We start from the raw sequence: 3949 nt of genomic DNA, 5'->3' as shown, positions 1-3949 counted from the left end.
AAATTGCTTAAATATTAGGCACAATATCCTGTTGCACCGCAAAATGTTCACCTCTAAAATGGCACCAATTCAAAATTTTTTATCTTTATGGAGTTTTTATGAAAATCTGTGTGATCGGTGGAGGGGGCGCGATTGGCGGTTACCTTGCTGTCATGTTGGCACGAGCCGGCAATGATGTCACGGTAGTTGCGCGTGGCGCCACTTTGGCGGCAATTAAAGAGCGTGGCCTTGCATTAATTATGGATGACCAACCTGAGCCTTTGGTGGCACAGGTGAAAGCGGTTGAAAAAATTCGTGATGCAGAGACTCCAGATGTTGTGATTTTGGCAGTGAAGGCGCACCAAGTTGAGCCGATCATTGAGGATCTCGCTGCAATCATGGGCCCAGAAACGATTTTGATTCCAATGCAAAACGGCATTCCTTGGTGGTACTTCCAGAAGTTGGGTGGCGACTATCAAGATCACTCTGTCGAAACAGTTGATGCTGGTGGGGTTGCGAAGAATGCAATTAATCCAAACAACATCATAGGTTGCGTGGTCTATCCAGCAACCTTTACTCAGGCTCCTGGCGTGATCCGTCACGTTGAAGGCAATCGCTTCCCATTAGGTGAGTTAGATGGCAAACAGACTGAGCGTATTCAGAAGATGTCAGAAATGATGTCTGCAGCTGGATTTAAGTCACCAATCCTGGAAGACATTCGCTCTGAGATTTGGTTGAAGTTGTGGGGCAATATGACTTTCAATCCAATCAGCTCTTTGACTCATGGAACTTTGGAGGGCATTTGCCAGTATCCACTGACTAAAGAGTTGGCTCGCAATATGATGGCTGAAGCGCAAACGATTGCCGAGAAGTTAGGCGTCACTTTCCGCGTAGATATTGAGCGTCGTATTGCTGGTGCTGAAAAAGTCGGTAAGCATAAAACATCGATGTTGCAGGACCTGGAGGCGGGTCGTAGCTTAGAGATCGATGCTCTATTGGGCTCCGTAATTGAGCTTGGAAAGATTACCGAAACACCAACACCTTGCCTCAATACCGTCTTTGCATTAACAAAGTACCTTGATGAAAACGTTCAGGCCTCTAAAGGTAGCTTGGCGTTGCCATCTGTTTCTGGTTACTAAGCCTCTACAGAAATAGGTAGATTCAACACCTAAAGTAATTGAGTATTAAAAAACCCTCACCACTAAACATGGTGAGGGTTTTTGTTTTGGGGTGTTGGGATTAGACCAACAACCTTAATGACCTATTCGAAGCGATTATCTAAGCGTCCAACACCATCAATGATGATGCTGACATTACTACCGGGCTTCTTTGAACCAACCCCAACAGAAGTTCCGCAAGCAATGATGTCGCCAGCTTGCAGTGGGACATCTTGTGAGATCAGGCTAACCAATTTTGCTGGTGGGAAAATCATATCGGCGATGGGGTAGTTCTGACGCTCTTGATCATTCAATATAGTTTTAATTGTTAACTTGCTTGGATCTACATCGGTGGTGATGTAAGGACCAAAGACTCCAAAAGTATTGAAGCTCTTAGAGCGTGTCCACTGTGCATATCCAGGATCGCGATTCAAAATTTCAATTGCAGTGACATCGTTAATGCAGGTGTAACCAAAAATGGCAGCGGCCGCTTGCGCTTCATCTACTTCATGACAGGCTTTCCCGATGACGATGCCGAGTTCGCCCTCATAAACGACTTTTCCAGAGTAAGACTTTGGAGTGCGAATGGTTTGATTGGCTGCTAAGAAAGAGTTATTGCCTTTCAGAAAATACAAAGGCTCTGCCGGCACGGCATGCTCCAGTTTGGTAACCAGCGCATGAAAGTTATCCACCATGGCAACCATTTTGGATGGAGTGCATGGGGTATCGATAGTGATATCGGATAGCTTTAATGTCTCTCCAGTGGCTTGGGGATTGTTAAATAGATCGCCGGTGTACACGGCAACCTGATCCCCTTGAACTTGTCCTAAGCCGGATTTGCCTTGATGTTGAAATCTGAGCCATTGAGCCATAATGAATTCTCCTGATAGTTAATATTTGATAAGCAATATCTTACAGGGATCAATTGATGACTAAGAATTCTGAACTGCAATTTGCACCTGAATTGGACTGGCCAGTTCGTTATATTGAGCGTACCCGTAATTACTATTTAGATTTGGGATATGAAACACCCTATGTTTGGGCCCACTACATTGAGGTGCCTTTTGCCCCACTGCAAAAGCCACTTAAACATTCAATTCTAGGTTTAGTTACTACTGCAGTCCCGTTTGATGCCAGTAAAGGCCCTCAAGGACCTGGTGCCCCCTATAACGCAGCCGCTAAGTTTTATGACCCCTATACTCGCTCAATTGATGAGGATGCAGACTTGCGTATTGCCCATGTCGGGGTTGATAGGCGTAATGCCGACATGCAGGATAGTAATTGCTGGTTTCCACTGGGCGCAGCGAAGCGCGCTGCTGCAAACGCACGCATTCAGTCCCTGTCGCAACATTTTTATGGGCTACCCACCAATCGCAGTCAACGTCATACCTTGGAGGTTGATGCGCCCTTGATTCTGAGTAAGCTGCGCGAAGATCATGTTGATGTTGCAGTGCTGATTCCCAATTGCCCTATTTGCCATCAGAGCCAAAGTTTATTGGCGCGATATTTGGAGGCTGCTGGTATTCCCACGGTAATCATGGGTGCGGCAAAAGATATTGTGGAATATTGCGGTGTCCCCCGTCTGCTCTTTAGTGACTTTCCCTTAGGCAATGCTGCAGCTCTTCCCAACAATATTCAATCGCAAGACTCCAATTTTGAATTGGCTCTTCGCTTGTTAGAGGGTGCTCCAGCAGGCCGAACAACGGTGCAATCCCCTTTGGTTTGGGCTTCAGACCCTTCGTGGAAATTGGACTATTCCAATTTAGAGCGACTCAGTGCAGAGGAAATTTTGCGCTTACGTGATGAGGCAGAAAAGGCCCGTATCACTGCACGCGATATCAGAGTAAAAAGCGTTGGAGCCTAGGTTTGCCTAGATAACGAGTATTTGCACAGAGCGTGTAACGCTGTTGTTGATTCGTTTTGAGGAAAGTCTTTGAGACATTCGAGCGCAAGATCTACTTCTCGTTTTGCGGCCGCTTGGGTGTAATCCAAAGCCCCAGAATTTTGTACTGCGCTCAGAATCTGCTGGAAGACGTCATCAGGTAAGTCTTGATTTTGCTCGATCGCTGCGCGAACCAGTAATTGCTCTTCAGTACTACCGTTTTCAAGAAGATAAATGAGCGGCAGCGTAGGCTTTCCTTCTCTCAAATCATCGCCAGCATTTTTCCCCATTTGGGATGCGTCAGCCGTGTAATCCAATAGGTCATCCATTAATTGGAAGGCTGTACCAATGTGGCGACCAAAAGCAGCAGCCTGCTCTCGATAACTATCCGATGCTTGCGCCAAAATTGCCCCAAGCTCTGTGGATGCTTCGAATAATTTGGCGGTTTTATAGCGAATCACCCGTAAATAACTCTTTTCATCAACTTCGGGGTCATTCATATTGAGGAGCTGTAAAACTTCCCCCTCTGCAATCGTATTGGTTGCATCGGACAGGATTTCCATGACTCTTAGGTCATTTGGCCCCACCATCATCTGAAAAGCTCTGGAATAGAGGAAATCGCCCACTAGCACGCTCGCAGCATTGCCAAAAGCGGCATTGGCAGTCTCGCGACCCCTTCTTAGAGTGGATTCATCGACAACGTCATCATGGAGTAGGGTGGCTGTGTGGATAAATTCCACTACGGCTGCCAGCTCTAAGGCATGGGGAGTTTCTCTACCATTGGCTAAGGCCTTGCTGACTAGTAGCAAAAGGGCTGGTCGAACCCGTTTTCCGCCTGCCTGGATGATGTAAGTCGAGATTTGGTCAATTAAGGCAACTTTTGAGGCTAATCGCAGGCGAATTACTTCATCTAAGGCCTTGAAATCTAAGG

The 3949-nt window shown here is 46.5% G+C and carries 4 protein-coding genes; 2 read left to right on the top strand and 2 right to left on the bottom strand.

The genetic code is table 11. The features are described from left to right. The first annotated feature begins 98 nt into the window (after nt 1–98). Entirely contained in the window at nt 99–1118 is a 1020-nt protein-coding gene (locus B7Y67_RS12455) for a 2-dehydropantoate 2-reductase (protein WP_215387118.1), read from the top strand. Between the two features lie 122 nt (nt 1119–1240). Here the strand turns inward: B7Y67_RS12455 and B7Y67_RS12450 are convergent, their stop codons facing one another. Continuing rightward, nucleotides 1241–2008, bottom strand: a complete 768-nt coding sequence (locus B7Y67_RS12450; RefSeq protein ID WP_293598921.1) for a fumarylacetoacetate hydrolase family protein — start codon at nt 2006–2008, stop codon at nt 1241–1243. A 56-nt stretch (nt 2009–2064) separates the two neighbouring features. Here B7Y67_RS12450 and B7Y67_RS12445 point away from each other — a divergent pair, with 56 nt between their 5' ends. Beyond that, the gene (locus B7Y67_RS12445; RefSeq protein WP_293598920.1) at nt 2065–3000 is read left to right on the top strand and encodes a reductase; all 936 of its coding nucleotides are present in this window, start codon (nt 2065–2067) and stop codon (nt 2998–3000) included. Here B7Y67_RS12445 and B7Y67_RS12440 read toward each other — a convergent pair. Continuing rightward, nucleotides 2997–3949 (bottom strand): polyprenyl synthetase family protein (locus tag B7Y67_RS12440; protein WP_293598919.1); only part of this gene is annotated, 953 nt, incomplete at its 5' end. The two genes, B7Y67_RS12445 and B7Y67_RS12440, sit on opposite strands and share 4 nt — an antisense overlap.

The organism is Polynucleobacter sp. 35-46-11 (assembly GCF_002281105.1).
The sequence above is the reverse complement of the archived record's forward strand: the minus strand, read 5'-3'. Positions and strand labels throughout refer to the sequence as shown.

Coding starts and splice junctions, on each gene's coding strand:
- B7Y67_RS12455 (WP_215387118.1), top strand. CDS start 99: ATGAAAATCTGTGTGATCGGTGGAGGGGGCGCGATTGGCGGTTACCTT.
- B7Y67_RS12450 (WP_293598921.1), bottom strand. CDS start 2,008: ATGGCTCAATGGCTCAGATTTCAACATCAAGGCAAATCCGGCTTAGGA.
- B7Y67_RS12445 (WP_293598920.1), top strand. CDS start 2,065: ATGACTAAGAATTCTGAACTGCAATTTGCACCTGAATTGGACTGGCCA.